The organism is Sphingomonas sp. So64.6b (assembly GCF_014171475.1).
GTDB classification, from domain to species: Bacteria; Pseudomonadota; Alphaproteobacteria; order Sphingomonadales; family Sphingomonadaceae; genus Sphingomonas; species Sphingomonas alpina_A.
The window spans coordinates 4859984-4884681 of record NZ_CP048817.1 but is presented as its reverse complement, the minus strand read 5'-3'; the positions used below and the strand labels follow the sequence as shown (position 1 = coordinate 4884681).

19 protein-coding genes are annotated in these 24698 nt (G+C 64.2%); 10 read left to right on the top strand and 9 right to left on the bottom strand.

Annotated features, from left to right (window positions below):
• Positions 1-39 precede the first annotated feature (39 nt).
• The 4 genes from G4G27_RS23255 to G4G27_RS23240 all read left to right on the top strand — a co-directional run bounded on the left by G4G27_RS23255 (position 40) and on the right by G4G27_RS23240 (position 5533).
• Complete coding sequence (locus G4G27_RS23255) at positions 40-1158, top strand: 8-amino-7-oxononanoate synthase (protein ID WP_183113986.1); 1119 nt, start codon at positions 40-42, stop codon at positions 1156-1158.
• The gene (gene bioD, locus G4G27_RS23250) at positions 1155-1784 is read left to right on the top strand and encodes a dethiobiotin synthase (protein ID WP_183110826.1); all 630 of its coding nucleotides are present in this window, start codon (positions 1155-1157) and stop codon (positions 1782-1784) included. The genes G4G27_RS23255 and bioD overlap by 4 nt, the downstream gene beginning before the upstream one ends.
• Positions 1781-3031, top strand: a complete 1251-nt coding sequence (locus tag G4G27_RS23245) for an adenosylmethionine--8-amino-7-oxononanoate transaminase (protein ID WP_183113985.1) — start codon at positions 1781-1783, stop codon at positions 3029-3031. Before bioD ends, G4G27_RS23245 begins: the two co-directional genes overlap by 4 nt.
• 750 nt (positions 3032-3781) lie before the next feature.
• Positions 3782-5533 carry an amidohydrolase family protein gene (locus tag G4G27_RS23240; RefSeq protein ID WP_183110825.1) on the top strand — a complete coding sequence of 584 codons (1752 nt, stop codon included), beginning with the start codon at positions 3782-3784 and terminating at the stop codon, positions 5531-5533.
• A 213-nt stretch (positions 5534-5746) separates the two neighbouring features.
• Here G4G27_RS23240 and G4G27_RS23235 read toward each other — a convergent pair whose 3' ends face one another.
• On the bottom strand, positions 5747-5935 hold the full coding sequence (locus G4G27_RS23235; protein WP_183110824.1) for a hypothetical protein: 189 nt from the start codon (positions 5933-5935) through the stop codon (positions 5747-5749).
• Between the two features lie 233 nt (positions 5936-6168).
• The gene (locus G4G27_RS23230) at positions 6169-6840 is read right to left on the bottom strand and encodes a 4-carboxy-4-hydroxy-2-oxoadipate aldolase/oxaloacetate decarboxylase (protein ID WP_183110823.1); all 672 of its coding nucleotides are present in this window, start codon (positions 6838-6840) and stop codon (positions 6169-6171) included.
• A 77-nt stretch (positions 6841-6917) separates the two neighbouring features.
• On the opposite strand from G4G27_RS23230, the gene G4G27_RS23225 reads away from it, so the two are divergent.
• Positions 6918-8306 (top strand): FAD-dependent oxidoreductase, encoded by a 1389-nt coding sequence (locus G4G27_RS23225; protein WP_183110822.1) that lies wholly within the window; start codon positions 6918-6920, stop codon positions 8304-8306.
• A 5-nt stretch (positions 8307-8311) separates the two neighbouring features.
• Entirely contained in the window at positions 8312-9511 is a 1200-nt protein-coding gene (locus G4G27_RS23220; RefSeq protein ID WP_183110821.1) for an FAD-dependent oxidoreductase, read from the top strand.
• Here G4G27_RS23220 and G4G27_RS23215 read toward each other — a convergent pair.
• The 4 genes from G4G27_RS23215 to G4G27_RS23200 are packed head-to-tail and all read right to left on the bottom strand — an operon-like array spanning position 9508 to position 14362.
• Positions 9508-10467, bottom strand: a complete 960-nt coding sequence (locus tag G4G27_RS23215; RefSeq protein WP_183110820.1) for a PDR/VanB family oxidoreductase — start codon at positions 10465-10467, stop codon at positions 9508-9510. The genes G4G27_RS23220 and G4G27_RS23215 overlap by 4 nt on opposite strands.
• Positions 10468-10489: 22 nt before the next feature.
• Positions 10490-11779 carry an MFS transporter gene (locus G4G27_RS23210; protein ID WP_183110819.1) on the bottom strand — a complete coding sequence of 430 codons (1290 nt, stop codon included), beginning with the start codon at positions 11777-11779 and terminating at the stop codon, positions 10490-10492.
• A 21-nt stretch (positions 11780-11800) separates the two neighbouring features.
• Positions 11801-13009: an aminotransferase class V-fold PLP-dependent enzyme gene (locus G4G27_RS23205; RefSeq protein ID WP_183110818.1), complete on the bottom strand. Its 1209-nt coding sequence runs from the start codon at positions 13007-13009 to the stop codon at positions 11801-11803.
• Positions 13010-13012: 3 nt separating this feature from the next.
• Complete coding sequence (locus G4G27_RS23200; RefSeq protein WP_183110817.1) at positions 13013-14362, bottom strand: Rieske 2Fe-2S domain-containing protein; 1350 nt, start codon at positions 14360-14362, stop codon at positions 13013-13015.
• Between the two features lie 168 nt (positions 14363-14530).
• Between G4G27_RS23200 and G4G27_RS23195 the strand changes: the two genes are divergently transcribed.
• Entirely contained in the window at positions 14531-15301 is a 771-nt protein-coding gene (locus G4G27_RS23195) for a FadR/GntR family transcriptional regulator (protein WP_183110816.1), read from the top strand.
• Positions 15302-15752: 451 nt separating this feature from the next.
• Here the strand turns inward: G4G27_RS23195 and G4G27_RS23190 are convergent, their stop codons facing one another.
• Complete coding sequence (locus G4G27_RS23190) at positions 15753-17210, bottom strand: aldehyde dehydrogenase family protein (protein WP_244624477.1); 1458 nt, start codon at positions 17208-17210, stop codon at positions 15753-15755.
• 93 nt (positions 17211-17303) lie between these two features.
• Here G4G27_RS23190 and G4G27_RS23185 point away from each other — a divergent pair, with 93 nt between their 5' ends.
• Entirely contained in the window at positions 17304-18389 is a 1086-nt protein-coding gene (locus G4G27_RS23185; RefSeq protein WP_183110815.1) for an aldo/keto reductase, read from the top strand.
• Positions 18390-18404: 15 nt separating this feature from the next.
• Here G4G27_RS23185 and G4G27_RS23180 read toward each other — a convergent pair whose 3' ends face one another.
• Positions 18405-19562, bottom strand: coding sequence for an acyl-CoA dehydrogenase family protein (locus G4G27_RS23180; RefSeq protein WP_183110814.1), 1158 nt, complete (start codon positions 19560-19562; stop codon positions 18405-18407).
• Complete coding sequence (locus G4G27_RS23175; protein WP_183110813.1) at positions 19559-20722, bottom strand: acyl-CoA dehydrogenase family protein; 1164 nt, start codon at positions 20720-20722, stop codon at positions 19559-19561. The genes G4G27_RS23180 and G4G27_RS23175 overlap by 4 nt, the downstream gene beginning before the upstream one ends.
• Before the next feature lie 148 nt (positions 20723-20870).
• On the opposite strand from G4G27_RS23175, the gene G4G27_RS23170 reads away from it, so the two are divergent.
• Both G4G27_RS23170 and G4G27_RS23165 read left to right on the top strand, forming a co-directional pair.
• Positions 20871-21608 (top strand): SDR family oxidoreductase, encoded by a 738-nt coding sequence (locus G4G27_RS23170; RefSeq protein ID WP_183110812.1) that lies wholly within the window; start codon positions 20871-20873, stop codon positions 21606-21608.
• A 103-nt stretch (positions 21609-21711) separates the two neighbouring features.
• A complete protein-coding gene (locus tag G4G27_RS23165; RefSeq protein ID WP_183110811.1) occupies positions 21712-24645 on the top strand; it encodes a TonB-dependent receptor in 2934 nt (977 codons plus the stop codon).
• The last annotated feature ends 53 nt before the right edge of the window (positions 24646-24698 follow it).

Below are 24698 nucleotides of genomic sequence, written 5' to 3'. Positions count from 1 at the left end.
GTCGTCATTGCCCGATCGCGCCGCTACGCCACGCTCGTGATTCTCGACGACCTCCAAGCCGATCTCGTGCGCCTCGAGACTCAGGACCGCTTGCGGCGGCTGATCCCGCGACAGGGAATCGATGTCTCTTCCAACGACTATCTGGCGCTCGGCGCGTCGCAGCGGTTGCGCGACGCGGTCGCCTTGGCGATCGAGCGCGGCGTGCCGATCGGGTCGGGCGGATCGCGGCTGCTACGCGGCAACCATGAGGAGCATGAAGCACTAGAGGCGGAGGCAGCGATCTTCTTCGCAGCCGAAGCGGCGCTGTTCTTCTCCAGCGGTTTTGCCGCGAATGCGGCACTGTTCGCGACGTTGCCGCAACGTGACGACCTGGTCGTGCACGACGCGCTGATCCATGCCAGCGCGCATGAGGGTATGCGGCTCGGCCGCGCCGAATGCCGGTCCGTCGCGCATAATGACGCGACCGCCTTTGACGGTGCGATCGCTCGCTGGCGGCAGGCGGGTGGCACCGGGCGGCCATGGATCGCGGTCGAAAGCCTGTACAGCATGGACGGCGACCGGGCGCCGCTCGCGGCGCTGGCGGCGGTTGCCGAACGGCATGACGGGATGCTGCTGATCGATGAGGCGCATGCGACCGGGGTGTTCGGCGAACAGGGCCGCGGCCTTGCCCATGCGCTCCATGGACGCGACAATCTCATCACCTTGCACACCTGCGGCAAGGCGCTTGGTTGCGAGGGCGCGCTGGTCTGTGGCCCGGCCGTCGTCCGCGACTTTCTGATCAATCGCGGCCGCGCTTTCATCTTCTCGACCGCACCATCGCCGTTGATGGCCAGCGCGGTGCGCGAAAGTCTGCGCATCCTCGCCGACGAACCGGAACGGCGCGCCGATCTCTGGCGATTGATCGCTGCCGCCGAAAATGCCCTGGCGCGGTGTGGCGTCGCGCCAACCGGATCGCAGATTCTGCCGCTGGTGCTGGGTGACGATGCGCGAGCGATGCGGGTCGCAGCGGCGGTGCAGGCGGCCGGTTTCGACGTGCGCGGCATTCGCCCGCCGACCGTGCCGCAGGGGACCGCGCGGCTGCGCATCTCGCTGACGCTCAACCTGACCATGACGGATATCGACCGGCTCGCCGACGCGATCGAGCAGGCGCTGCGATGACGAGCCCCCGCTTCGTCGTCACCGGCACCGACACGGATGTCGGCAAGACGATCTTCGCCGCCGCACTGGTCGGCGCGCTTGGCGGTTTCTACTGGAAGCCGGTGCAGGCAGGGCTGGATGACGGCGGGGATTCGGCGACCATCTCACGTCTGTCCGGCCTGCCCAGGGAGCATATCCTGAGCGAAGCCTATCGGCTGGCGACGCCCTGCTCACCCGACCTTGCCGCTGAACGTGACGGCATCGCGATCGACCCGCAGCGCCTGATCCCGCCGAAGGTCGACGGGCCGTTGGTGATCGAAGGCGCGGGCGGGGCGCTCGTGCCGCTCACCGGCGAGATGGTTTTCGCCGACCTGTTCGCGCGCTGGCAAGTGCCCGTCATATTGGTCGCACGCACCGCGCTCGGCACGATCAATCACAGCCTGTTGTCGATCGAAGCGCTACGCAGTCGCGGTGTGCCGATCCTGGGTATCGCGTTTAGCGGCGACGCGGCCGAGCATAGCGAAGCGACGATCGCGCGGATCGGCCAGGTGCGGCGGCTCGGTCGCCTGCCGCATCTGGCGACGCTCGATCCGGAAGCGCTCCGCACCGCCTTCGCGGCGAACTTCGACCTGGAGGATTTCCGCTGAGAGCATCACCGATCTGGCATCCGTTCACTCAGCACGGACTGGGCGAAGCGATCCCGCTCGTCACTCATGCCGAGGGTGCGGCGATCTTCACCGCCGATGGTCGCCGGATCGTCGACGGCATCTCGTCATGGTGGGTGACGACGCACGGGCATTGTCACCCCCGGATCATGGCGGCGATCGCGGCGCAGACCGAACGGCTCGACCAGATCATCTTCGCCGGCTGGACGCACGAGCCGGCCGAAACCCTGGCACACGGCCTGATCGAGATGATGCCCGAGGCACTGACTCGCGTGTTCTTTTCCGATTCCGGATCGACCAGTGTCGAGGTCGCGCTGAAAATGGCGCTTGGCTATTGGGCCAATCGCGGCGAACCGCGTCACCGGTTGCTGGTGCTGGAACACAGCTATCATGGCGATACGATCGGCGCGATGTCGGTCGGCGCGCGCGGCGTGTTCAACCAGGCCTATAGCCCGTTGCTGTTCGAGGTCGGCACGCTGCCCTTCCCAGGCGCCGGCCGCGAGCAGGAGACGCTCGACGCGCTGGAGGCGGCCTGTCGTGACCGACCCGCCGCGCTGATCGTCGAACCACTGATCCTGGGCGCGGGCGGCATGCTGATCTATCCGGCATGGGTTCTGGCGGCGATGCGCGAGATTTGCGCACGCCAAGGCGTGCTGTTCATCGCCGATGAAGTGATGACAGGATGGGGCCGGACCGGCACATTGCTCGCATGCGAACAAGCGGGCGTGGTGCCGGATATCCTTTGCCTGTCCAAGGGGCTGACCGGCGGTGCGGTGCCGCTCGCGGTGACGATGGCGACCGAGCCGATCTATGCCGCGCATCTGTCGACCGATCGCGCCCGGATGTTCTTCCATTCATCGAGCTACACCGCCAATCCGATCGCTTGTGCGGCGGCCAACGCCAATCTCGCCATCTGGCGGGAGGAGCCGGTGCTTGAGCGGGTCGCCAGTCTGACGGCGCGTCAGGGAAAGCTGCTCGCCGCCTTGTCCAGCCATGCTTCGGTGCGCAATGCGCGGGCGCTCGGCACGATCACCGCGATCGAGGTCGAGGCCGACAAGGGCGAATATCTGTCCAGCCTCGGGCCATTGCTTCTGGCCAGTTTCAGCCGGCACGACCTCCTGCTCCGCCCACTCGGCAACACCATCTATGTCATGCCGCCCTATTGCATCGAGGATGCGGATCTCGCGTTGATCTACACCGGCATCGTCGCGGCGATCGAGGACGCATAGAGGCTTCGCGGCTGGCCTCGTCTATCTGATGGAGTGTTGGGGCGGGGTCGCGCACCTTATTGTCCCGCGAGATCGGCACCGTCTCGAACTTGCGGCGTTCGAAGCCGTGATGATCGATCGCTGGCTGCGCCTGGGCCTTGAATCCGAGGACAAAACTGCGCCACGCTATGGGCGAAATTGCGGGCGGTGCCATTCGCTAAAGACCGTTTCCCGGCGCGGCACCGGGCGATCGGTCAGGCATGTCGTGGAGATTTCTTGCCGGAAAGATTCGTGCGACTTCGGTTCGAAATCTATCACCGACGAGCGCTTTGGAAAGACGATCCATCAGTAGCGCGATCACCATCATCGAGCCGAGAAACGCCAAACCCGTGATGGCATTTGGGTGACCGAAACCGGCCTTGGCCAATGCTGATTCTACAATCACTGCGGCCGGACTATGAAGCACATAAAGCGGGTAAGAGATTTGTCCGAGCAAGAGGCAGACCCGCCGTAGTGCGGCGCCAGGCTCTACTGCGGCGCCGCGGTTGGCCGTCCGAACGACGCAACCGCGCCGAGCATCGGGCTCAATAGCGACACGCCACTAAACAACAGATTAGTGATCCGATTTGATGCACCATGCCGTGCACGGTGTTCCTGATCTTTCCCGCCAGTGCACGCCTGCCTTGTGCCCCCGGAATTCTTTTGGCGGCAAATGGCGGTTTATGCCGTTCCGTACCTCGTTGAGATTATACTCGGCAGCAGGGAACGTCCGTGGTTAAGTCATTCGTCTTCATGCTCGCCTTTCTCGCCGCATCGGCGGCCTCGGCGCAGGATTTGGTGCTGCGCGGCGGCACGCTGGTCAATCCGGGCAGCGCGCCGCTGGCCGATGCCGTCGTGGTGGTCCGCGACGGACGGATCGCCCAGGTCGGCCGCGCTGGTCAAGTTCGCGTGCCGGCCGGGGTCAAGGTGATCGACGCGACCGGAAAATGGATCGTACCGGGCTATGTCGATGCGCATGTCCATTTCTTCCAATCGGGCGGGCTCTACACCCGGCCCGACTCCATCGATCTACGCAGCGCAACCCCTTATGAGGAGGAGGTTGCGACTATCCAACGCCGGGTCGACGACGTGTTCGCGCGCTATCTGGCAAGCGGCGTCACGGCGGTTGCCGATGTCGGTGGGCCGATGTGGAATTTCGATGTACGCGCGCGCAGCGCGACCAACCCGAAGGCCCCGCACGTTGTAGCGGCAGGACCGCTCATCTCAACCTGGCGACCGCCGGTCCTGAGCGATGCGGCCGACCCACCGATCATCGCCGCGACGACGCCGGAAAATGCCCGCGCACTTGTTCGCGCCCAGATCCCGCGCCGGCCCGACTTTGTGAAGATCTGGTACGTGGTGCGACGCGGCGAAACGCCGGAGCAGTTCCTGCCAGTGGTCCGCGCCGTCATCGAAGAAGCTCATGCGGCGGGAATCCGGGTGGCGGTCCATGCGACAGGGTTGGAGACCGCGCGCGCGGCAGTGAAAGCCGGGGCGGATATCCTGGTGCATGGCGTCGAGGACGTGGCGGTCGACGCGGCGTTTCTCGCGTTGCTCCGCCAACGCGGCATCATCTACACCACGACACTGGACGTCTATGGCGGCTACCGGCGCACGTACAGCCAGCAGCCGGGATTCACCGAGCGCGAATATGCTCTCGCCGATCCGCGCGTCATGGGCACGCTTAGTGACCTTCGTCACCTGCCGGCGACCATTGTGCCCGAACGAATCCGGCGGGTCATCGGAACGACGTTGCCGGAGGCCCCGCTCGACATGCAACTGCGTAACCTGCGCGCGGTTCGCGACGCCGGCGTCACCATTGCGATGGGCACGGATGCGGGCAATATCGGCACGCTGCCCGGCCCCTCAATCTATCGGGAGTTCGCGCTAATGGCGCGCGCCGGTCTCAGCCCACGCGAAGTGCTGACGAGCGCCACGATCAACGGCGCGCGGCTTATGGGCCGGGCGGACGAGATCGGCACGATTACCCGCGGCCGATATGCCGACATGGTGGTGCTGAATGCGGATCCATTGGCGGACGTCGCCAATCTTTCCAAAATCTCGTCCGTGATCCGGGGCGGCCGCGCCTGGACCCAGGCGGAACTCGTGCCGGCGACGGCCGCCGATATTGTCCAGCGTCAGCTCAACGCCTATAATGCACGCGATCTCGAGGCGTTCATCGCCACCTATCACCCTGACGTTCGCCTCTACGATTTCCCGGACACGCCGGTGCGTCAGGGCCATGTGGCACTCCGCCAGGTCTATGGCCGCATGTTCACGCAACTTCCCAGCCTCCACGCGCACGTTCCGCGCCGGATTGTCATGGGCGACTATGTCATCGACGAGGAGGTCGTGACCGGCTTGCCCGAGGGTCGCACGATAAGTGCGACAGCGATCTATGAGGTTCGCAACGGCCTGATCTCTCGCGTCTGGTTCATTGACGGCGGCGGTGCCCGCCGGGAAAACAAGACAGGCTCGCCATAAGGGTTTTGACGGCACGTAATCGTGCCATCTTCCAAGCTGCGCCCCGAAGATGGGTCCGCCGACGACCGACAATGCGACATGAACCTGAGAGCGCAAGCGCGAGATCGGCGATGGCTGGTGATGTTCTAAATCGCAGTTCAACACCAGGACGCCGGACCGGGAAGCGATGGCCCGTTTGCTGATTGCGGAACAGGATCAGCTCAAGTGGCCGGATCAGCCGCGCTCAGCCTTTGCAGCCTGGTTGACTAACGCCCGCCCTACCGTGGCTTCGGCGCTGATCGCCATCGTTTCCCAGGTCAGTGCCGAACGCTCATGCATCTCGCGACGATTCGGCAGGTTGGTCTTTTCTGCGGCGTCGCGCTGGGCGGTGGCGTTTGCTCGGTAAGTCTCGATCGATGTCATGCACCCCCTTAACAGGCTTCGCGACCAACAGATACGACTATGAGTTCGGCGTCCGGGAGACGGGGCGGCGTCAGATTCGGTGCAGCAAGCGAGCGGCGATCTCCGCGACTGCACCAGCAACTACCGTTTAAGGCACTCCAGAAACGGTTCTGGAAGTACGGGTCCGCGCCGCCACCACCAGCTACCGCTCGCAAGAACGCTCGGGGACTGACGCCGAAAGACGGCCGAGCAGATCAAATATATTTGAGACCCTGATCATCCAGACGTCGGCGCAGATCATATATGTCGAGGCTGCTTTCGCCCCTGGCCAAGCGCTCGCGCTTCACAGCTTCATCGGCTTCGCGAGCCTGCGCTGCCGCAAGCACGCGCGGCGCATCGGCGCGCCTGACCACGCATACGCCATCGTCGTCGGCGACGATCACGTCCCCGGCCTCGATCGCGGCGCCGGCGCAGACGATCGGCACATTTACGGAGCCGAGCGTATTCTTGACCGTGCCTTGCGCGAAGACCGCTTTCGACCAAACGGGAAAACCCATTTGCGTCAGATCATGCACGTCGCGCACGCCCGCATCGATCGCAAGTCCGCGGCAGCCCCGCGCCATAGCGCTGGTCGCCAGCAGATCGCCGAAATAGCCATCCACGCAAGGCGAGGTGGGGGCGAGGACCAGAATATCGCCATCCTTCAGTTGCTCGATCGCCACATGGACCATCCAATTGTCGCCGGGCGGGGCGGCAATAGTGACTGCGCTGCCCGCGATCCGCGCGCCCGAAAAGATCGGTCGCATATAGTGCGCGAGCAAGCCGGTCCGCCCCTGCGCCTCGTGGACCGTGGCCACACCGGCTGCGGCGAGACCATCGATGACGTACGATTCCGCGCGCTCGATGCGCCGAACCACCACACCCATACCATCTCTCCCCCACTTGCTAAAGGATAATATAGTTATATTGTATGGACCTCCTTTGCAACGGGGTGGTGCGGCCAATGGAAGCTGAAGCGATCGAATATCTTGAGGAACCTGCGCGCCCGTTGCCGGTCCTTGCCAAGGTCGGCGTCCTCGTCTGCGGCGGTGGCGCGGCGGGTGTCGCAGCGGCGGTGAGCGCGGCGCGTAACGGGGTCGAGGTCCTGGTCATCGAGCGCGACACGACGCTGGGTGGCACCGGGCCGCGATCGTTCGTCACGGAATATCATCAGGCGTTCTTCACCGGCGGGATCATGAAGGAAGTCATCGAACGGCTGCGCGCCGCTGGCGGGTCTGATCCCATGCTGGAGGACGGCCTGTTCGCGGTCCCGTTCGATCCCGAGATCCTGAAGTTCGTCCTGTCTGAGATGTTTGAGGAATCGGGCGCCGGCCTGCTCGCTCACAGCTGGGTTACCGACGCCATCGTCGAAGACGGAGCGGTACGGGGCGTGGTCGTCGAGAACAAGTCCGGTCGGCAGGTCGTGCTCGCCGACGTGGTGATTGACTGCACCGGCGACGCCGACGTGGCCGCGCGAGCGGAAGCGCCGATGCAGGAATATACCCACCCTCAGCCGATGGTGATGCTATTTCAGATCGGCGGAGTCGATTACGCGATGAGCCAGAATCGCACCGGCCGCGCTGACATGGTGCGCGCCGCGAAGGCCGACGGGCGGCTCGCCGAAGATGTCTATCTCGACAATTTCTCGAACTTCGGCATCGCGCCTTCGACTCGCGAGGGCGAGATGGGCTATATCTACGGTATCCGCATCTTGCGTCGCGACCCGTACGACGCCGACGATCTGACCGACGCGGAGGTACGTACGCGACTGGGCGTGCGCGAATTCATGCCCTTCCTGCGCACGGTGCCGGGGTTCGAGGACGCCTTTCTGATCAAGGCCGCGCCGATGATCGGCGTGCGCGATTCGCGGCGGATCATGGGTGATTACACATTGACCCGCGAGGATATATTGGATGGCACCTTCCATCCCGCCGACATCTTCAAACGCTATCACCGCCTGCCCGACACGATGGGTTTCGTCCGCCACCCGACCGACGGCAGCGAGACGACAAAGGCTTTTCGCGAGCAACTGGCGAACGCGAAGATGGTCACATCGGTGTTTGGCGTCCCCTATGGTTGCCTGTTGCCGCAGGGCATCGAGAACCTGCTTGTCGCGGGCAAGACCGTGTCGATGAGCTATGAGGCGCATTCGCGCTGCCGGCAGATCCCCGATTGCATGGCGTTCGGCCAGGCTGCGGGCACCGCCGCCGCGCTAGCCTGTCGCCATGGTGTGACACCGCGTCAGGTGGATATTGAAGAATTGCGCGACCTGCTGATCGAGCAAGGTCAGAACTTGGCTGACGGCGCGATCGATATCGCCAAGGCGAAGATCCACAACATGGTGCGAGACTGAACGCGATGACCGACACATGCTCGCCCGCCGTCGAAGCGGTCCCTTCCCAATTCCTCCTGCGCGCGCGGCAGACGCCGGTCTATCGCCAGGTTGACGTGCTCGTCTGCGGCGGCGGTCTCGCGGGCGTCGCGGCGGCGGTCGCTGCGGCGCGCGACGGTGCGGAGACGCTGCTGGTCGAACGCAACGTCGTGCTCGGCGGCAATGGTCCGCTGGCATTCGAGATCGGGCTGGAAAGCTGCGGGCGCGGCATCTCTGTGGAGATGTTCGAACGTCTTCGCGCCGGCGGGCATGTGGAATCCGACGAGGCGGTCGGGGGATCCTCGGCGTATGATCCCGAGGCGCTGAAATATGCGTGCCTCGACTTGGTCCGCGATGCCGGCGTTTCCCTGCTATTGTCCAGCCTGGCTTCGGACCCGATCGTCGAGAATGGCGTCGTGCGGGGGGCGATGGTCGAGAACAAGTCCGGGCGTTTCGCCATCCTGGCCGGGGTCGTGATCGACGCGACGGGCGATGGCGAGCTTGCCGGTCGCGCGGGGGCCGCTTTCCGCGAGCCCGACGCCTGCTCGCTTTCCCTGAATGCCCGTATCGGCGGGATCGACATCGAAGGCGCCTTGGCCGCGCGCGATAGCTGGCCCGCTCTTGTCGCTGCTGCCAAGCAGACCGGCCAGCTGGATCCGGCGCAACCCGATACTATCGCGCTGTTTGGCGTCACGCCGACGGCGCGGCGGCGCGGAATCGCCTTTGTCGCGGGATCGCGTTTCGCGGGTCGGCGGGGCTGGAACGCGCGGGACTTGAGCGAGAGCGAGGGCACCGGGCGAAAATTGATGCGCCAATTCATCGCGTTTCTGAAGACCGTTCCCGGTTTCGAGAGCAGCTTCGTGGTCGATGTCGCGGGAACGCTGGCGATCGCCGGCGCCCGGCAGACGGTCGGCGAGCATGTGCTGACGGCGGAAGAGGCGGTTCCGATCATGGTCGGGGCAAACACAGGGTCGGAGATGGCCGTGCCAATAGCCTGTCTCAAACCGCACGGCGTCGATGGACTGCTCGTGGCCGGGCGTGCGGCATCGATTGCGCCGGGCCTGCACATAAACCACGCGGCGTTGGGCGAAATCGCGGGAAAGACCGCTGCCGATACTGCGGCGGATCGGTCGAGGATCCAGGTGGGCGTGGCTGGAAACTTGATCGCCCGCGAACAAGGCGCCTAGAGGTCGATCACGAGCACCGGGCTGTGCGACCGCGAGCAGCACGGCGTGAATTCCGCGTTGCCGTCGATCATCAGCATGTCGCGATGATCGGGCTGGCCTTCGATAACCCGCGTGATGCAGGTGCCGCAAATGCCCTGCTCGCACGAGACCGAAACCTCGATACCGTGCCGTGCCAGCGCAGCCGCCGCGCTTTCTTCGGCTGCGACCTCGATCATTTGGCCGTTGCTGGCGAGACGCAGCAGGAAGGGTCTGTCGCCGCCCGGGGCGGGCTCGATCGGCGCGGCCGAGAAATACTCACGGTGCAGGTGCTGCGGGGCGATGCCGGCACTGCCGGCTGCGGCGCAAATCCAGTCGATGAAACCGGCTGGACCGCAGACATAGACATCGACCTCCGCGATCGCGCCGGAGAACAGCGACGCCGGGTCGAGGCGTTGCGCATCCGGTCCGTCGTCGAAATGATATTGCACCCGGTCGGCGAACCCGGATGCGGCGATGCGATCGCGGAACGCCGTCCGCGCCGCGCTGCGCGTGCAATAATGCAGCGCGAATGGTGCGCCGATCGCACTCAGCCGTTCCGCCATGCACAATAGCGGCGTCACGCCGATTCCGCCCGCGATCAGCAGCGCCTCTCCACGCACGGGATAGAGCGGGAAATGGTTGCGCGGCTCGCTCACGCGAAGCGTGTCGCCTTCGGCAAAGCGCTCGTGAATCTCGGTTGATCCGCCGCGCGACGCCGGATCGCGCAAGACCGCGATCTCGTAACGGTCGCGTGCCGCCGGCGTGCTGCAAAGCGAATATTGGCGGACAAGATCGGGGGCTATCTCGACATCGACATGCGATCCGGCGCTGAAATGCGGCAGCGGGCCGCCATCAGGCGCGGCCAGCACTATCGCTATGATGCCTTCCGCTTCGACACCGCGCGACACGATGCACAGCTTAAGCCAGTGTTGCTGCATGGCCTGCGTCTCCGGACTGGCGTTAGGCAGAGAGGGCGGCGGCGCGCAGCCGCTCGCGATAGAAAGGGCGGACCGTCCACAGCATCGCCACGGCGATAACCACCAGGCCCGCGAACAACAGGATGCCGGGCACGTAACTGCCTTGGCTGTCATATATCATCGCCAGCACGACCGGTCCTGTCGCGGATCCCATCGTGTTGAACCCGGCGAAGATCGGCAGCACGCGATTCATGTAGCGCGGGCCATAGACATGCTTGGAGACGACTGGGCCATCGACCACCAGGCCGCCATGCGCCACCCCCATGACGACCGCGAACATCAGCGCGGTGGAGAACCCCTGCACCGGCAGCAGCATCAGCAGCGCCGCGACCAGCAGGAGCGTCCAGCCGGAAACGCCGCGGACGGAGAAGCGGTCGTAGACCGCACCCGCCCCGAACTTGGCGAATATGCCGATCAGGAAGGTGAATGACAGCGCGCTTGCTGCGACGGTACGCGCCAGCCCTGCTTCCTTGGTCAGATAATATATGCTGTGCTGGAAGATCGCTTGATCGACGCCCGCCGACAGCAACGTGGCGAGCGCGATCAGCCAGAAGGTACGCTGGGTGAACACCTGGCGATAGCTGATGTCGAGTTCGACCGCGCGCAGCTTTTCGGGACCAGCATTGACCATCACCAGCGCGGCCTCGGGCAGGATGTCGGCCTCGCCGGGGTTGGTCCGCGCGAACAGCGCCAGCGGGATCGACACGAAGAAGACGCCCAGACTCAGCCCCGCAAAGGCAATGCGCCAGCCATAGAGTGGGATCAACTGGCTGGCGATCAGTGGGAACGCGATCCCGCCGAAGCTCGTCCCGATCATCGCGATGCCGTTGGCCAGCCCGATATTGGAGACAAACCAGCGTGAGACGAACAGTCGCAGCGTGATGATCACTGCGGCCTGGCCGATACCGATCAGAAACCCCGAAAGATAATAGTGCCACAGCGAATCGACCCAGAGAAAGGATGACAGGCCGATCGCCTCGGCCAGCATCGCGCCGACCATCACGGGCTTTAGCCCGATCCGGTCGACCAGCGGTCCGATGATGAAGATCGCCATAACCGCGCCGGTCAGGCTCTTATAGGTATAGATCAGCGTGGCCTGGGTCAGCGTCCAGCCGAATTCCGCCATCACCTCCGGATAGATCAGCGGCATCGTCATCGGGGCGCCGAACGCGAAGAAGAAGATGCAGATGGCGGTCGCGACGGCGCGCCAGCCGGGATAGCGAAGCGCAACGATCACCTTCCGCAGACGGCCCGTCGTCAGGTATTTCGGCATCGGGACCCCTCCCTGTTCACCTCACGCGGCGCCGCGCCTGGTCGATCCGGTTCGCGGCGTGTCCGCCAGAACCGCGATCGCCGCCTCGGTGCCGCCAGAGCGATACGGCACCTTTGCCGCGCGCAGCCCGCATTCAATCGTGGCGATCGTCCCGAGCGTTTCCGGATCGCAGAAATCGCCGATATGCCCGATGCGGAAGACGCGGTCGGCGAGCTGGCCCAGTCCACTGCCGAGGCTCATATTGCCGCGTTCCAGTATCCCGGCGCGTAGCGTGTCGGCCGAATGATCCTCGGGCAGGCGTACTGCGCTCAACACGGGCGAGTGCGCGGCGGGGTCGGTGCACTGCAGCTCGAAGCCCCAATGTTGAACGGCGGCACGAGTCGCGCGGGCGGCGCGTTCGTGTCGCTCGAACACCATGTCCGGTCCTTCTTCGTCGAGCATGTCCATTGCCACCTTCAGCCCCTGCAAAAGGTTGGTGGCCGGCGTGTAGGGGAAAAAGCCGTCACGGTTGAACGCCAGCATCTCTCGCCAGTCCCAATAGGACCGCACGAAACCGGCCCGCTCCGCCGCGTGCTGCGCCTTTTCGGAAATGGCGTTGAAAGACAGGCCCGGCGGCAGCATCAGCCCCTTCTGCGATCCGCTGACCGTCACATCGACGCCCCAGGCGTCGTGGCGATAATCGACCGATCCCAGCGACGAGACCGCATCGACGATCAACAGCGCTGGGTGGCCGGCGGCATCTATCGCCCTTCGTACAGCCGCGATGTCGGAGGTGACGCCGGTCGAAGTCTCGTTGTGGACGACGCACACGGCTTTGATTTCATGTCGCACGTCCGCCCGCAGCCGCGCCTCGATCGCATCGGCGTCGACCGGAGCCCGCCAGCCGCTATGGATCATTTCGGGGATCAGTCCGATCCTCGCCGCCAGCCGGCTCCACAGCGTCGCGAACCAGCCGGTCTCGTACATCAGCACATGGTCGCCGGGCGACAGCGTGTTCACCAGCGCAGCTTCCCAGGCCCCGGTGCCCGACGACGGATAGATGATGACCGGCGCGGCCGTCCTGAAGACCGATCGGATGCGCGACAACACTTCGTGGCCGAGCGCCTGAAAATCGGGTCCGCGGTGGTCGATCGTCGGCCGGGCGATGGCTTCCGACACACGCAGCGGCGTATTGGTCGGCCCCGGCAGCTGCAGGAAATGACGGCCGGGCTGGTAGCGGACTCGTGTCATCGTTCAGGCCACCTGTCCGGGCATTTGGCGGCTGCCACGATGCTTGCGCGCGATTGGTTCGGCGGTGCCGTCGCTCCAGATGGCCCGGCGTTGGTTGTAATAGTCGAGCCAGTCGCAGTCCCGCGGCAGCACGGTGAAGCCCGCGCGCACATGATGATAGGCCTCGACGTCGTCGACCTCCGGTGGGACGCTGCCGTGATCGCGCAGCGCGGTCGCGGCGTGCATCAGCCGGCGCCGCGTCAGTACGATCATCCGGTCGCTGGTGCCCAGATGTTCTTTCGCCCGATCGACGATCGGTCCCATGCTCTCAGTGATCGCCTGGTCCTGGATCGGGATGCCCTGGATGCCGGTGTAGCTGCCCTCGCGCTGGACATCGCGCGAGATCAGGTGGTCGTTGCGTGGGTTCTCCTCGACGCGGAAGCGGCCCAGCCAGTCGGTCGTGTTGGGCAAGAACCGGATCGGGGCGCTGGTGCCGGGCAACGCCCTGCCCTCCTTGGTCAGCGTCGTGGCTGAACGCGGGCCGCCGATCACGATCAGCATCGAATGGTGATCGTCGATCGGCACCCAGGCGCGCGCGCGGATGTGGTCAATCGGCTCCGACGGCGCCATCGTCCAGAACGGCATCGCGAACTGGCCGATGCGATGATAGAATTGATCGGGTCCGGCATGGCGATAGGCGCAGTAGATATTGCCATAGGCGGTCTCGATCACCTCGTATTTGGGCGCGAGGTTTTCAGGCAGCTGGCGGTAATAGTTGATCGTACCTTCCTCGAAATCGTCGGGGGAGGCAGCGCCCAGGTGTAGGAAGCCGACATGGCAGGTATCGACGTCGCCTTCCATCGCCTGCACCCAATTGCATTCGCGCATCATGAAGCTGACCGACAGCGTATGGCCGTCCTCCAGCTCGTCCCAGTCGAAATGGGGCAGCAGCGGCGGCGTCGCGCGGTCGCCCATATAGACCCAGACCACGCCGTATTTCTCGGAGACGCGAAGCGCCCTGATCTTCACCCGTGCCTTGTAGTCGGTTTCCGTTGGCTCGCTCGGCATCTCGATGCACTGGCCGTTCCGCGCGAACTTCCAGCCATGGTAGACGCAGCGGATGCCACCGTCTTCATTGCGGCCATAGAATAGCGACGCGCAGCGATGCGCGCACTGGTGGTCGACAACACCGACCTCGCCGTCCGGCGACCGGAACGCCAGGAAGTTTTCGCCCAGCAGCCGCAGGCGCACCGGTGCGCCCCCCGCCACCAGCTCTACGGGTATCAGCGCGGGGATCCAATATTGCCGCAGCAATGCCCCCATCGGAGTGCCGGGCCCGACACGGGTCAGCAAGTCGTTTTCTTCAGCGCGCATCGCATCCCGATCCCGTTAAAGGGCATTACAACAGTATAAGTGTATTATACTTATGTGTAAGTGACGAAAGGCGATGGTGTCAAGCGAGGGGTGGCGTTGCTCTTGTCGGCGTATCCGTCGTACTGTCACACCGTTTCGTTCCTCGAACGCTCAGGATCTCCGCTGCCCGTGCCCGTCCCACGCTCCGTCTTCAGCTCGATCCGTACGCAGTCGCTCGCGACACGGATCGTCGATCAGGTCATCGACGCGTTGTTCTCCGGACAGCTAGAGGCCGGGCAGTTCCTGGGCACCGAGGCCCAACTGACGCAAATGTTCAACACCAGCCGCGTGCCGATCCGCGAGGCGCTTGGACGCCTAGAGGCGCTTGGCGTCGTCACGATCAAGACGGGACTGGGCGGCGGTGCGACGATCGCGGAGGGACGGCCCGACCAGTTCGCCACCGCACTGGCGGTTCAGTTCATGCTGGTTCAGGTGACGCCCGAGGAAATCTTCGACGCGCGGATCGGTGTCGAATGCCGCGCGGCCGAACTCGCCGCCGAACATGTCACCGATGAAGAGATTGCGGAACTCCGCCGCCTGCTCGACGCGGTTAAGTCGCCAAACCTCAGCCGCCGCGCATCTGTCGAACGGATTCTCGATTTCCATGCCGCGATCGTCGAGGCTTCACGCTCGCGGACGCTCGTCACCCTGATGCACGCGCTCGAACATGCCCTGCTCAACCTGTACATCGCGATCGATTCCGATGCGTCGAATGAGTTTCGCTATGAGGGCTTGCACGCCATCTTCGAGCGGATCGAGGCGCGCGATCCGGAGGGAGCGTTCACGATGATGCGCAAGCATTTGCTGAATCGCCGCCAGTCGATGCTGTATCGGCTCAAGCAGGTGGGAAGCGGCAAGTCGCGCAAGAAGACGGTGCCGTTCGGACAGAAGCCGGACTGAGCCGCTGCCCGCTGACTATCACATCGTATCTAGTTTTACGGCATAAAGGGCGCGCGCGCCGGAGCGCGGTGGCTTGCCGATGAAGACGCCGACGACACCCACTTGGGCAAAGCGACATCGAAAAACACGCAGAGAATGACATTCGCGCAAGAGCACGATACGCTTGATGCCCCATATCTCCCCGAATGCCGGCACCGCCCAAGCTCGCTCGTTCCGTACTAAACATCTGATGTATAACGAACTATATTGATTTCGTCGTGCAACGGTGACCTGAGAAATGGAACATCTCTGGTGTAACATATCTCCCCGTTCGACCTTTGGCTCGGTCTCGCGCCGTGATTCAACCATTGCGCTGGATGTGGTCAGGGCATCTTTTGCCGGACCTATGCCGGCTCGCTCTTTCTTATCGTCGCAACAGGACGCCGCGCAGGCCCGCGCACGTGTTCGCCGCTCAGGCCGCAGGCGCCGAAACCGCCTGCATTTCGGTGTAGGAAAGCATTCCGGCGACGCCTTGCTCGCGGCCGTATCCCGAATGTTTGGCGCCGCCGAACGGAACGTCCTTGGCGTTGCCGAGGTGGCGGTTGACCCACACCGATCCCGCTTCCAGCCGCGTGGCAATGGCCAGGCCGGCGTCGATGTCGCGAGTCCACACCGATGCGCCGAGCCCGAATTCGGTCGCGTTGGCGCGCGTGATCGCGTCCTCGATATCGTCGTACACCAGCACCGGCATCACCGGGCCGAATTGCTCGTCGCGTACCAGCGGGGAATCGTCGGTGAGGCCAGTTACGATCGTCGGCTCGACGAAATAACCGCCGCCGCGGTACACGGTGCCGCCGGTCACGAATTGCACGCCGGCCGTGTCGCGCACCTGGTCGAGCAATGCGGCAATCTTTTCGAACTGCATGCGGTTCTGGATGGGACCCATCGTGGTGGCGGGATCGTCGCCCGGCCCGATCCGGATCGCGCGCACGCGTTCTGCCATCGCCGCGATCATCGCATCGCGGATCGAGGCATGAAGATAGACCCGCTTGATCGCCATGCAAACCTGGCCGCAATTGGCGAAAGTGCTGCGAACGATCCCTTCCGCCGCGGCGGCGATATCTACATCGGGCAGCACGATCGCGGGGTCGTTGCCGCCCAGTTCCAGCGTCAGCCGCTTGAACGTGCCGGCCGCGCTCTCCATCACGCGCCGCCCGGTCGCGACCGATCCCGTGAAGCTGATCTTGGCGATATCGGGATGACTGGCGATCCACGCGCCCAGATCGTTTCCGCCGCTGACGAAATTGACCACGCCGGGCGGCACGACATCGGCGATCACCTGGCCGACCGCCAGCGTTGAGAGCGGTGTAAACGGCGACGGCTTCAGCACCAGCGTGTTGCCGGTGTACAACGCTTGCGCGACTTTCACCATCGCCAGCATTATCGGCACGTTCCATGGGGTGATGCCGCCGACCACGCCCAGCGGGCGGTGCAGGATCCATACGCGCTCGCGCCCATCATCGCGCAGCAAGCGGCCCGAGATGTCGAGCGCGACCAGCGCCTCAACGTGGTCGGCAGCGCGACGCACCTCGCCGATCGCGTCGCGTAGCGGCTTGCCCTGCTCGGCGGTCAGCAACGCCCCGATCGCCTCGGCATGTTCGCGCAAGCGCGTGGCGATGCGATGTACGACGGTGCGGCGCTCATCGATCGGTGTCGCGCTCCACGCCGGAAAGGTGCGAGCAGCGGCAGCGACAGCACGGTCCAGTTGCGCTCGCGTCGCATCGGGTGCGAACGCGAAAGGCTCGCCCGTCGCCGGATTGACCACCTCGATGAACGCTTCGCCGACGACGATCTCGCCATCGATCAACATGCCGTATCCGCTCTCGGGCGTGGCAAGTGCCGGAGCGGCAATTGCGGTTTTGTCGTGCACGACTATCGTCCTTGCATTAGCTCGCGCTTTCGCGCAACAGAACCAAAGAGTATGACAGTACGATAGTTTGTGCAAGCAATGCAGGGAGCCATCATGCTCGACGACTTCGTCACTTTTGGTCGTTCGGGCCTGCGCGTCAGCCGCTTTGCGCTGGGCGCGTTCAACTTCGGCGGCAGCCAGGGATGGAGCCTCGATCCCGCCTCGGCCCACCGGCTGATCGCCCGGTACCGCGAACTCGGCGGCAACTTCCTCGATGCCGCCAACAGCTATGGCGGAGGTGAAGCAGAGGCCATCATCGGCGACTATCTCGCCGCCGAACCGCACGCGCGCGACCGGCTCGTGATCGCGAGCAAGTTCGGGTCGAACACCCGGCCCGGCGATCCAAATGCCGGCGGAGCCGGGCGAAAAGCGATCATGCAGACCTGCGAGGAGTCGCTTCGGCGGCTACGTACCGACCGGATCGACCTTTATTGGATGCATCTGTGGGATCCATTCACGCCGATGGACGAAACGCTACGCGCGCTGGACGACCTCGTGCGCGCCGGAAAGATCCTCCATGTCGGCCTGTCGAACACGCCCGCATGGAAGGTCGCCGAGGCGCACTGGGTCGCGCAAGCGCGCAATCACATGCCGATCGCGGGGCTGCAGCTGCAATATTCGCTGATGGAGCGCAGTATCGAGATCGAACATGTACCGATGGCGCAGGCGTACGGCATGGGCATCGCGGCTTGGTCGCCGTTGCGCAACGGCGCGCTCAGCGGACGCTACCGCAAGGCCCGTCCGGACGGCCATGATGCGGAGGGGCGGGCAGTCTTCGTCGGACGCGCATTGAATGATCGCAGCGATGCGATCCTCGACGCGCTGATCGCGATCGCGGCGCGTAACGGCGTCACGCCGTCGCAAGCGGCGCTCGCCTGGCTGCGCGTACAGCCGGCGCTGGCGATGATCCTGCTCGGCGCGCACACCGTCGAGCAATTGTCGGAAAATGCCGCCGCCGCGACGCTCCACTTGCCGCCTGAGGATATCGCGACGCTCGACAGGATCAGTGAGCCGAACATACCATATCCTGGCGACTTCGCCCGCCGCGCGATCGGCACGGTGAGCGGCGGGACGCGGATCAATGGGATAACGGCGCCTCCCGGCGCGGGGTCGCCCAGCCAGGGCGCCGCCAAAGGCTGATCGCGACCCCCTTCTTTACTGGCCGACCTTCTCCTCGAGCGTTCGCACCATCAAGGCTGCGTAGCGTTCGAGGTGCTCGTCACGATTGCCATGCAGGCGCTCGAACAGACCCAATCGCGCGAACAGGTGCGAGGCTGGGTATTCCTGTGTCAGCCCCATGCCGCCGTGCAACTGAACGCATTGCTGGCCAACCAGCCGCGCGGCGTCGCCGACCTTGACCTGGGCAGCCGAAACAGCTTGCGCTCGGGCATCAGCCGTGGCGGTTTCGCATGCCGTGATCGAGGCCTGAGCGATCGGCGCCGCCAGCTCCTCCGCGATGGCCATGTCGACCATACGGTGTTGCAGCACCTGAAAGCTGTCGAGTGACCGGCCGAATTGGCGACGTGTGCCGGTGTGTTCGCGGACCAGCCTGTTTGCCGCGCGGATTGCTCCCACCGCCTCGGCGCAGGCAAGCGCGACGGATTCGTCAAGCGCGCGGGCCAGCACGCGCTCTCCGCCTGGAATCCTCATTGCGCAAGATACGACCGTTCCGTCGAGATCGAGATTAGCGGCGCCGGTCCAGTCGAAACAGCGATAGCTCCGGCGTCGGACATCGGCTGCCGGAACGAGGAACAGTTCGACTTCGCCATCAAGGAGCGCCGAGACGATGAAGATGTCTGCCTCATCACCGCCGGCGACAACCGACTTTCTGCCGTTCAGCCGCCAGCCGGTGCCCTCGGGGTTCGCCATGGTCTCTACCGGATGTCCGAGGCGGCCACCACCCTCCCGATGCGCGATGGCAGCATGGACCTTGCCCGACACGATGCCTGGAAGCCACGCCGCCTGTTGCTCCGCTGTGCCCGCCGCCGCAATCATCCGCGCCGCGAGCATGGTCGGAAGATAGGGCTCCAGCGTCATGGCGCCGCCCATCAATTCGGCCGCCATGGCGATGTCGGCAAGACCTCCGGGGAAACCGCCATGCGCCTCCGGCAAGCCAAGCGCCAGCAAGCCGAGGTCCGCATAGGCCTGCCAGGCGCCATCGACTCCGCGCCCGGTTACGGATCGGCCGACATTCCGCTGCTCGAACGAATAAAGGCGACCCAGCAGCGTCGCCAGAGATTGACTCAACAACGCGCGCATATCCGCGCCGTCGTCGAGGCTTGCAGGGTTCTGCGCGGTGGAGGAGATGCTCATCGTGTTGCCCCCAGGCCAAGCGACTTGGCGATTATATTGCGCTGTATCTCGTTCGAGCCGCCATAGATGGTGACCACTCGCGTATCGAAATGGCTTTTGAACAAGGACGCCGATCGCGGCTGCGCCGGATCGGCCGCATCAGGACCAAAAGGCGCAGCGCGCCGACCCAGCGTATCGACGAGCAGTTCGGCGAGCGTCTGCTGCAGTTCCGAGCCCTTGATCTTGAGCATGTTGGCCTCGATGCCGGGCGCGACGCCGGCACGCGCCCGGTCCAGCATGCCGATGGCCATTGCCTCCAGTGCCGCCAGCTCTATCTCCGCACTGGCGACGCGGGCACGGAACAGAGGCGCATCCAGAAGGCCCTCGGCTTGTGCGAGCGACTTCAGCTTGGCGAGCTGGCGGCGGTTCAGGCCGATGCGCGCGATGCTCAGTCGCTCGTTTCCCAACACGACGCGCGAATAAGTCCAGCCCTGGTGAGGTTCGCCGACCAGGTTGGCAGCCGGCACGCGAACATTGTCGAAGAACACCTCGTTGGTGGAACGCTCTCCATTCAGAAGCAGGATCGGGCGGATGTCTATGCCCGGCGTCGCCAGGTCGATCAGCAGCATCGAGATCCCCGTCTGCGGTTTCGCCGACTGAGGATCGGTGCGCACCAGGGCGAACATCATGTTCGCCTCATGCGCCATCGTCGTCCACATCTTCTGCCCGTTCACGATCCAGTGATCGTCAACCAGTTCCGCGCGGGTCTTCAGCGATGCGAGGTCGGAGCCCGCTCCGGGTTCCGAAAAGCCCTGACACCAGAAATCCTCGCCGGACAGGATGCGGGGCAGATAGCGTGCTTTCTGGGCGTCGCTGCCATATCGGATCAGCGTCGGGCCGAGCATCTTGAGCCCAAACGACCCTAAATCCGGCGCGCCTTCTTCCGCGAGCGTTTCGGCGAATATGTAGGTCTGCACCGCGCCCCAGCCCGTGCCGCCATGTTCGACGGGCCAGTGCGGTGCGGCCCATCCGCGAGCGTGCAGCGCGCTATGCCAGGATCGCCGCTCATCCGAGGTGATGCGCACGGCATCGAAGACCTTGGCGCGGGTCTTTTCCGGGCATTCGGCCCGGACGAAGGCCCTGACCTCTTCCGCGAACGCCAGTTCGTCTGGTGTCAACATATTCTCTCCAAACCGGGATTCTATGACAAGCTGCTTTACATTGGTATATAGTTGTCTGTAGCATCGATTTGCAACCACGAATCGACCTGGTGTCGGCAACAGGCTTCCACTGAATGGGCCGTTGAAACCGCAGCGGAGAGGAGAAGGAGTGACACACATCCTGGGCAAGGTCGCGATCGTGACGGGGGCCAGTTCGGGACTCGGCCGTGCCCTGGCGCTCGCTCTCGCCGGTGCCGGAATGCGGATTGTCGTCGGCGCCCGGCGGAAGGATCGGCTCGACTCGCTCGTCACGGAAGTGACGGCCGATGGCGCGGAGGCGCTCGCGGTTGAATGCGATGTGCGCGACGAGGCGCAGGTCGAGGCCATGTTTACTGCGGCGCTCGATAGATTCGGGCGGATAGATGTCCTCATCAACAATGCTGGTCTCGCAGATCATTCGCCCACGGACGAATTGTCGTCTGCTCGATGGAGCGAGGTCATCGACACAAACCTTACCGGTGCATTCTACTGCGCGCGCGAAGCGTTGCGCGTGATGAAGCGCCAAGGAGGTGGCCGCATGATCCATGTCGGCAGTCTTTCCGCGCTCGTGCCTCGGGAGAACACTGCCGCCTATGCCGCGAGCAAGTTCGCGCTGACCGGACTTAACCATTCGCTGGCGCTCGACGGCCGTGCGTTCGGTATCGCGTCGTCGATTTTCCATCCGGGCGTGATCGGGACGGAGCTGGAGGGGCGCCCGCAATCTGCGCCGGGCGCCGCGTCTGGTCAGCGTATCGGCGCGGATGTCGCGGCGCGGGCAATTCTCGCGATGATCGACCTTCCAGACCATGTGAATTTTCTCGAAGGGACGATGTTGCCGCTTCCCATGCCGTTCCTCGGTCGCGGCTGATGAAAGATATTATAGTTATACAATGATGCTGGATCGGTGGCCGTCAGGTTGCCTCACAAGTCTAAACAAGCGGGGATAACCTCGCGCACGATGGGAGAGGGCTGTGACTCAACGCACTTGGAATCAACGTACCTGGCTGTTTGCATCGGTCGCCTCGGTGGCGATCCTTGCTTCAGCCTCGCCGGCTCTAGCGCAGGATGCTGATCCGCAGCCCGACGCGCCACCGGCATCGCGCGAAGCGCGAACCGAAGGCGACATCATCGTCACCGGCTCGCGCGTCGCCCGCGACGGCTTCGACGCGCCGACGCCGACGACGGTCGTCACGTCCCAAGCGCTCGAGACCCGCGGTCTGAGCAATGTCGGCGACTATCTCAACGAAATCCCATCGTTCCGGGCCAGCGTGTCGGCCCAGACCAACACCCAGGCATCCAGCCTTTCGGGTGCAACATTTGCGGATCTGCGCGCGCTGGGCAATATCCGCACGCTGACGCTGGTCGACGGCCGCCGGCACGTGCCGACCGCGTCGACCGGGCAGGTCGATCTCAACCTGATCCCGACAGTGATGATCGACCGCGTCGATGTCGTGACGGGCGGTGCCTCGGCGGCTTATGGCTCGGACGCGATTTCGGGCGTGGTCAATGTGATCCTGAAGCGCAAGCTGGAGGGGCTGAAGGCCGACTTGTCGATGGGGATTGCTGAGGACGGCGACAATTTCGAGCGCCGCGCCAGCCTGGCATGGGGCACGAGCTTCGCTGGCGGCCGCGGCAATTTCATCATTGGCGGCGAATATATGAAGTCCAATGGCGTTCACAGCTTCCTCGATCGCGATTGGGCGCGCCGCGGCGACGAGATCGTGTCCTACGCCACCAACCGTCCGGCCGGCACGCCTTCGCGCATTTTCGCCTCTGGCGTGCAATATGTGAATTCGCTGGTTGGCGGCGTGATCCTTGGGGTCAATGCCGACACCAATCCGGGTAATGGCGTCGACGCGCTGCGCGGAATCTACTTTCCAACGCCGGGCGCGGTCGGCAACTTCACCTATGGTAACGAAACGGGCGGTTCATCGATCGGCTTCTCCAGTTCGGCCGGCGTCATCACTCGACTTGGGCACACGCTCGTCCTGCCAATCAACCGTCACTCGGTGGTGGCCAAGTTCGACTATGAACTCAGCGATTCGATAAAGATCTTCGCGCAGGGCAGCTATGCCACGTCCGGCTCGGACTATTCAGGGCCAGTGCCGCGCGATACCGCGGTCTCGGGCGCCAATGCCATCCTGATCCGGCGCGACAACGCATTCCTGCCGACGCAGGTCGGCGCGATCATGGATGCGAACGGGATCGGGCAGTTTTACCTCGGCCGCGCCAATCCCGATTTCTCGCGCACGCGGATCGAGAACACCAACACCACCTATCGCATCGTCGGTGGGCTGTCGGGCGATCTTGGCGGCGGCTGGGGCTGGGACGCCTATGCCCAGTACGGCAAGAACACGCTGGAATCGCAGATTCACAATAATCGTATCCAGCAGAATTTCCTGTACGCCTACGATGCGATCCGGCTGCCGAGCGGTCAGGTGGTATGCCGCAATGAAACCGCGCGTGCGGCGGGCTGCGCGCCGCTCAACCTGTTCGGCGAGAATGCGATGAGCCAAGCGGCCATCGACTATGTGAACGGCAATCAGTTCCAGCAGATCACCATCTCGCAGACCGTCGTCGCGGCCAATTTGCGTGGTGAGCCCTTCTCGACCTGGGCGGGGCCGGTGTCGCTCGCGTTCGGCGGCGAATATCGCCAGGACAAGGCGGAGAGCGTTGTCGACGCGATCGCCGAGGCGCGCGGCTTCAACTTCTCAAACCCCCAGCCCTATTCGGGATCGTTCAATACCAAGGAAGGCTATGCCGAGGTCGTAGTCCCGCTCGCCAAGGATATACCCGGGTTTCAGTCGCTCGATTTCAACGCCGCCATTCGCTATACCGATTATCAGTCTTCCGGCGGCGTGACGACCTGGAAGGCGGGTCTCACCTGGGAACCGATCAAGGGAGTGCGTCTGCGCGGCACGCGTTCGCGCGACATCCGCGCGCCGAACAGTTCGGAACTCTTCGCAACGACGAGCACCCAATCGACGCTGCGCAATCCGTTTAACGGCGTCTCACGTTCCTACACCGTGGTGTTCGAACCCAGCCCGGCGCTTGCCCCGGAAAGGGCCGACACGCTGACATTGGGAGCGGTTTTCGAGCCGCGCTTCATCCCCGGCCTGTCGATCTCGGCCGACTATTACAACATCAAGATCAACGGAGCGATCTCCAATTATCCGGCACAACAGATCCTCGACAATTGCTATGCCGAGATACAGGGGAGCGGACCGGGCGCCTTTTGTGCGAACGTGGCACGGTCGGGCACCGGCACCAACACCGAAATCGTGTCGGTCACTCAAGCGCTGCTCAACCTCGCGTCGCTCAAGACCAGTGGCGTCGATTTCGAGCTCTCGTATCGTTTCAACGCGCTCGCCGGCAATGTCTCGACGCGGGTCTACGGATCCTATGTCGCCCATCTCATCTCGGATGATGGCCTGGGCGTCGCGCCGACCTTCAATGCTGCCGGCATTATCCAGACTCGCGGCAGCGTGATCGATCGTGCCGGCCAGTTGGGCGGCTTCGCTTCGGGCCTCAATACCGGGGCGACGAGCGTGCCGCACTGGCAGCTCAACGGCAGTGTCGGTTATTCGAACGACCGCTTCGCAACGACGCTGACCGCGCGCTGGATCCAGGGCGGTATCGTCGATGCCACACTCGTCCAGCCGGGCGATCCCGACTATAATGCGGCGTCGCCGATCTCGGTGGGCCCGATGAACGTCGACTCGCGCTTCTATCTCAATTGGAGCGGGTCGGTGAACATCATCAACGACGGCAAAAAGCGCGTCCAGCTGTACGGTGTGGTCAACAACCTGCTGGGTGTCGATCCGCCGTTCCCGGCAACCCAGCTCGCAGGGTTCTACGACCGTATCGGACGCAGCTATAAAATCGGCATGCGGTTCGAATTCTGATCGCCGGATCGGCCGGCCTATGCGCCGGCCGATCCGGTCCTGACCATGCCATA

What these genes read in the sequence shown, in the direction of transcription:
- G4G27_RS23200 (WP_183110817.1), bottom strand. Translation starts at nt 14,362, where the DNA reads ATGCGCGCTGAAGAAAACGACTTGCTGACCCGTGTCGGGCCCGGCACT.
- G4G27_RS23235 (WP_183110824.1), bottom strand. Translation starts at nt 5,935, where the DNA reads ATGACATCGATCGAGACTTACCGAGCAAACGCCACCGCCCAGCGCGAC.
- G4G27_RS23175 (WP_183110813.1), bottom strand. Translation starts at nt 20,722, where the DNA reads ATGTTGACACCAGACGAACTGGCGTTCGCGGAAGAGGTCAGGGCCTTC.
- G4G27_RS23215 (WP_183110820.1), bottom strand. Translation starts at nt 10,467, where the DNA reads ATGCAGCAACACTGGCTTAAGCTGTGCATCGTGTCGCGCGGTGTCGAA.
- bioD (WP_183110826.1), top strand. Translation starts at nt 1,155, where the DNA reads ATGACGAGCCCCCGCTTCGTCGTCACCGGCACCGACACGGATGTCGGC.
- G4G27_RS23225 (WP_183110822.1), top strand. Translation starts at nt 6,918, where the DNA reads ATGGAAGCTGAAGCGATCGAATATCTTGAGGAACCTGCGCGCCCGTTG.
- G4G27_RS23180 (WP_183110814.1), bottom strand. Translation starts at nt 19,562, where the DNA reads ATGAGCATCTCCTCCACCGCGCAGAACCCTGCAAGCCTCGACGACGGC.
- G4G27_RS23185 (WP_183110815.1), top strand. Translation starts at nt 17,304, where the DNA reads ATGCTCGACGACTTCGTCACTTTTGGTCGTTCGGGCCTGCGCGTCAGC.
- G4G27_RS23230 (WP_183110823.1), bottom strand. Translation starts at nt 6,840, where the DNA reads ATGGGTGTGGTGGTTCGGCGCATCGAGCGCGCGGAATCGTACGTCATC.
- G4G27_RS23210 (WP_183110819.1), bottom strand. Translation starts at nt 11,779, where the DNA reads ATGCCGAAATACCTGACGACGGGCCGTCTGCGGAAGGTGATCGTTGCG.
- G4G27_RS23205 (WP_183110818.1), bottom strand. Translation starts at nt 13,009, where the DNA reads ATGACACGAGTCCGCTACCAGCCCGGCCGTCATTTCCTGCAGCTGCCG.
- G4G27_RS23220 (WP_183110821.1), top strand. Translation starts at nt 8,312, where the DNA reads ATGACCGACACATGCTCGCCCGCCGTCGAAGCGGTCCCTTCCCAATTC.